Genomic DNA, 3766 nt, shown 5'->3' on the forward strand with positions numbered 1-3766 from the left:
CCTTCTCTGCACTTCACTCGATTGGGAGTCGGTGTTGATCATTCGTTCTCCTCGGAGCGAGGTGTGGGCAGGGGGAGGTCGATGACGGGCCTTTGAAGGAGCCGGGCAGCTTCGGCTTGCTTGGCTCGGAGGAAGGTCAAGGTGACGTCGATGCCTTCGACTTCGCCGAACCACTGCTCCTCTTCTGCGCGCTTGCGGCGCATGAGGAGGTCCTTCTCGATCTCGGCGAGACGGGGCAGCATCTTCGGGTTGACCTGGAGCATCGGGCAGCGGATGCAGGCGTGCTCGTGTGTGCAGGGGGTTCCGTAGGGCCGAGCGCAGTTGCCGAGCTCGACCTTGCGCTTGTCGAAGTGCTCCTCGAAGTCGGCCCACTCCTCGGGGGTGACTTCGACGTACTCCTCCGCGGGCCGCAGGCTCCGACGGTGGTTGAGGAATTTCTGGTAGTGGGCGACCACGTCCTCGGCGAAGACCGCCACGTAGCCCTGGAGCGTTTGCAGGCTGAGATGGCCGAGCAGGGCCGCGCCGATGTGAATGGGGAGGCCGCCGTTGATGATGTCGGTCGCGAACAACCGTCGGAAGTCGTGGGGCGTGAAGGTGAGGTCCTCGAAGGCAGGGTTGGCATCGGCCAACTCCTCGCAACTGCGGGCGAGCATGTGCAGCACAGTGGTGGGTGCCATCACCCCGTGGAGGGTGCCCATTTGCCTCTGAAAGAGGAACGGCATGGGTTCTGACCAGGTCTTTTCGTAAGGGTCATAGCGGCTGAGGAGGCGGATGGTCTGTCCGTCTGCGGTGTGTCGGCGGATGATCTGGGCGATGGCATGAAAGAGGTCGGCGGACATCGGGATGACGCGTTCGCGTTCGCTCTTGGAGGGCGCCACGACCAGGAGGGCGATGACCTCTCCGTTGGGCCGTTGGTATTGGCGGATGCTGAGGTGGGTGAGCTCGACGAGTTCCTCAACGCGGATGCCGCTGTGCCGCATGACCTCGACCTGGGCCCATTCCCAGAAGGCGGTCTCCTCAGCGGCGGTCACGTCGATCGTCTCGCCGGCCGGGTCGATGACCCTGACCGGCGGGTTCTCCTCTTTGCGCTCGCGCTGGCGGTCTCGCCAGGAGTTCGAGCGGTGATAGGTGCTGCCCTGATAGGTGAAGGGCTCTCCGAGTGCCACCTGCCGGGCTTCCTCCAGGAGGCCGACGAGGTATTCGTGGCGGGACTCGATGTGAGCGGACAACGCCGGTAACAGGGGCTGGCGAGCCCGAACGCGCTCGGCCATTCGCTGGTTGACTTCGCGCTTGCGCTTCCCGAATCCCTTCAGGTCTCTGCGTCGGACCGGGCAGGGAGCCACCCACTGAGCCCACTGCTCAGGCTCCCCGATCGACCAGCTGTGCAGATCCATGTAGAACGCGCGGACAGCGAGAAGGATGCTGGAGATGTCCTTGCGCTGCCTCGTGGGGTGCCTGTCCCAGACCTGGATCTCGGCCCGCCATTGGTCGTAATGGTCCGGGCTGATCACGAGGTCTTGCTGGCCTGGGTTGATCTTCTCGATCTTCGCCCAGAACTGGCTCGCCAGGCGGCGGGACAACCCTTCGAGCGAGACGTAGTCCATCTCCGCCTGACGCCGGGTGAGGTAGTCGATCAGGAGCTGGCGGACGCCTCGGTGGCTGATCGAATAGCGGTCGACGAGCTGGGTGACGGTGCGCTGGCCGGTGTAGATGAACGCGCGCAACGTTGGAGGCGTCCCTGGCGGGAAGTGCTCCATGGCGTGCAGCACCTGCCAGGTCCCGAGAGCGGCGAACCGGCCGGTGCGTCCGGTGGAGCTGGGGACGACTCCCAAACGCCGGCACTCGACCGAGTAGTGCAGAAGGGCCGAGGGAGTCAGCTCCTTCAGGGAGATGCCCTGCGTGGTCAGCGCCGCAACGGCGTCGAACTTCGCCTTGCTCTTGTGGACGTCCCGGAAGTGCTTGGTCGCCTCGACCGTCTTGAAGAACTCGTCCAGATGACGATCATTGTTGATCTTGCGGAAAGTGCCCGGGTAGTCCTGGAACCTGTTGGCTCGCAAACCCGCGACGGACGGCTGGATGACGCGCAGGCAGAACATCCACTTCAGCGCGGAGATCAGATAGGACCGGTCGTAGGGGTCTCCCTCGCGGGCCAGCACGACGACGGACGGGGCTTGATCGGCATCGAAGCCGGCAGCCTGCCACCGCTGCTGCCAGGTGTCGCCGGGATGCTCTTTGAGGTGCCCGAGCAGACGCTCCAGCCCGCGCAGATGGCGGCCGCAGTTCGACGGCCGGACGTCCCGCCGCACCAACCGGCAGATCTCCGTGATCGGCGCCCGGGACAGATCACCGAACGGCCCTGGGTGGGTCGCGGGCGGAGGCGCCGGGGCGGCCTTGACCGAGGTGTCGAAGCGGGAGGCGGGGGCCGGGATGAACGGCTCCTCGCGGTAGTTCGTGCGCCGGTTGCGGCTGGTGTAGGTGTCCTGAGTGATCGTGGTGTCAGCCACCGAACACCACCTTGAAGTCTTCTGGGTCGTAACCCGGTGCGATGCTCGGCTGGACGCGCGGGCGGTTGTAGTGGGCCTGGAGGGCATCGAAGAGGTCCTCGACACGGGCCCGCAGGTAGCGGCCGGTGGTGGCAAGGTCGCTGTGGCGGAGGACGGCCCGCACTTCGACCAGCGTCAGGTGCGGATCGTTGGCCATGCGCTCGGCCGCCGTGTGCCTTAGGTCGTGCAATGACCAGTTGGTCTTCAGCTTGTCGTTGGCTCGTTGGATGACGCGGCGCATCGCCCAGTAGCTGAGCGGCTTCTCCGGACCGCGGCGGGTCCGGAACACCGGCTCGTGGGCCGGAGGCAGTCCGGCCCAGTCGAGATAGGCCGCGAGTACCACCAGGGCTTGCGGGCTGGCGGGGATCGGTTCGCGCAACTTGGTGCCCTTGGAGACGACGTAGACGATCTGCCCTTGCCAGTCGATATCCGCCGGGGTGACGCCCAGCAGCTCTGCGGCGCGGGCCCCGCTGGCCACATAAAGCAGGACAGCGGCCCGATCGCGGTCGTGGTTCATCACCGCGAAGAACTCGTCCCACATCGCATCCGGGATCGCCCGCGGGTCACCCTTCGGCACCCGCTGCCGCAGGCGGGCGCGACGGAAGGGCCGCACCGGCTCATCCGGGCTCTTATGGGTGAGGGCCTGCCTTCGGGCCGAGGACTTCGGCACCGGGTTGAGAACTGGTCCGCGGCCGCGTTCCTGGTGGAACTCGTAGAAACTGCTGACGACCGACAGCGCATGGTTGATCGTCGTGGGCTGATAGCCGACCTGAAGGTACCGCTTGCCGGTGCGCGGGTTGACCGAGCCCGGCGGGGGCGAAGAAGGCCTGCTCCGGCGCCGTTGAGGATTCGCGGCCGTGCGCAGCCATCCCACTATGGCGGCTACCTCCGCTTCCACCGCCTTCTCCCACGGAACTCCGAGAAACCACAAGAGGCGGAACCACCGCAGCAGGTCGTACGCGTAACTTCTGCCGGTCAAGGGGCTGTTGTCGCTGAGCGACAGATCCCGCAGGTACGGCACTACAGGTTCGAGGTGCTTCCCAGCCTCATCCACCACCATGTACGGCGGGTGCTGAGTCTCCATCTGGATCACTGAGCCGATCCGAGGAACGTCGATCCGTCCCTCGATCAGCTGGTGATGCAGGCTTCCCGTCACGCGGGCCTCCTTGAGCAGACGAATGTCGTCTCGCTCAACGAGTCCGAGAAAGTGCAGTTAACAAACC

General features: G+C 65.6%; 2 protein-coding genes. Both read right to left on the reverse strand.

Annotated elements, in window-relative coordinates:
- Positions 1–38: 38 nt before the first annotated feature.
- A complete protein-coding gene (locus tag IG54_RS0136935; protein WP_234336486.1) occupies positions 39–2504 on the reverse strand; it encodes a tyrosine-type recombinase/integrase in 2466 nt (821 codons plus the stop codon).
- On the reverse strand, positions 2497–3699 hold the full coding sequence (locus IG54_RS0136940; protein WP_030795475.1) for a tyrosine-type recombinase/integrase: 1203 nt from the start codon (positions 3697–3699) through the stop codon (positions 2497–2499). Before IG54_RS0136940 ends, IG54_RS0136935 begins: the two co-directional genes overlap by 8 nt.
- Positions 3700–3766 lie beyond the last annotated feature (67 nt).

Source organism: Streptomyces sp. NRRL S-920 (assembly GCF_000717945.1).
In the GTDB taxonomy this organism is placed as follows: Bacteria; Actinomycetota; Actinomycetes; order Streptomycetales; family Streptomycetaceae; genus Streptomyces; species Streptomyces alboniger.